Genomic DNA, 1330 nt, shown 5'->3' with positions numbered 1-1330 from the left:
CCGGCGGCTTCCGGGTCGGCCGCGCGCACCGCGCCGCGTGGCCGGTCGAACGGGCGGGCCGTGGTCACCGGGCTCCCTCGATGCGCCGCACCCGGGGCGCCTTCAGCGGAAGATCACCGTCTTGTGGCCGTTGAGCAGCACGCGGTGCTCGGTGTGCCACTTGACGGCGCGGGCCAGCACCTGGCTTTCGGTGTCTCGGCCCATGGCGGTGAGGTCTTCCACCGTCTTGCTGTGGTCCGCGCGGGCCACATCCTGCTCGATGATCGGGCCCTCGTCCAGGTCGGCCGTCACGTAGTGGGCGGTGGCGCCGATCAGCTTCACGCCGCGGTCGTGCGCCTGGTAGTAGGGCTTGGCGCCCTTGAAGCTGGGCAGGAAGCTGTGGTGGATGTTGATGGCCCGGCCTTCCAGCTTGCGGCACAGGTCGTCCGACAGCACCTGCATGTAGCGCGCGAGCACCACCAGTTCGGCCCCCTCGGATTCGATGATCTCGAACTGCCGCGCCTCGGCCTGCGCCTTGGTGGCGGCCGTCACGGGAATGTGGTGGAACGGCACGTTGTAGCTGGCCGCCAACTGGTAGAAATCGCGGTGGTTGCTGATGATGGCCGCGATGTGCACCGGCAGCAGGCCGGACTTCCAGCGAAACAGCAGGTCGTTCAGGCAATGGCCTTCGCGGCTGACCATGATGACCGTCTTCATCGGCTCGGACACCGGGTGCAGCTGCCAGTGCATGCCGTGCGGGCCGGCGAAGGCGGCCAGCTGCGTCTTGAGCGCGGCGTGGTCGTGCGCTGCGCAGGCGAACTGCACGCGCATGAAAAACAGCCCGGTGGCGTGGTCGTTGTATTGGGCGGCCTCTTCGATGTTGCCGCCATGCTCCAGCAGGAAGCCGGACACCGCATGCACCAGCCCGAGCTTGTCGGGACAGGACAGGGTAAGGATATAGGCTTGGTTCATAGCGGGGCGATTGTCGCAGCAAGGCCAGGGGCCGTGCCGCGCCGATCGCTCTGGAGCGCCCCGGCTGGCGCGAGAATACGGTCCCATTGGAGGCCGCCTGGAAAGCGCGGTGCGCCCGGCGGGCGAGGCAAAACACAACAAGGACGTTCATGGATGAAGAGGAGGGCCCGGCCCTGACGCGGGTGCCCGGCTGGGCGTGGGCCGCCTACGTGGCGGCGGGCGTGGCGTGGGTGGCGGGCGGCGACGCACTGCTGGCCTGGCTGCTGGGCACGGACGCCGGTGGCGGCACCCGCGCCGGGCTGTGGGGCAGCGCCAAGGACATCGCCTTCGTGCTGGTCTCCGCCGCCCTGGCGGTGGCCGGGCTGCGCCGGCTGCAGGC

General features: G+C 69.7%; 1 protein-coding gene and 1 pseudogene. One reads left to right on the top strand and one right to left on the bottom strand.

The window, feature by feature from the left end:
• Nucleotides 1-102 precede the first annotated feature (102 nt).
• On the bottom strand, nucleotides 103-951 hold the full coding sequence (purU, locus tag AC27IO_RS24260) for a formyltetrahydrofolate deformylase (RefSeq protein WP_284431101.1): 849 nt from the start codon (nucleotides 949-951) through the stop codon (nucleotides 103-105).
• A gap of 149 nt (nucleotides 952-1100) precedes the next feature.
• Between purU and AC27IO_RS24255 the strand changes: the two are divergent.
• Nucleotides 1101-1330: pseudogene (locus AC27IO_RS24255) on the top strand (hypothetical protein); the annotation flags it as partial.

The sequence above is a fragment of the Acidovorax sp. KNOB132 genome (genome assembly GCF_057541515.1).
This window is presented reverse-complemented; position numbering and strand designations above follow the sequence as displayed.

Excerpts from the sequence above, each read along its gene's own strand:
- purU (WP_284431101.1), bottom strand. The coding sequence starts at position 951 with ATGAACCAAGCCTATATCCTTACCCTGTCCTGTCCCGACAAGCTCGGG.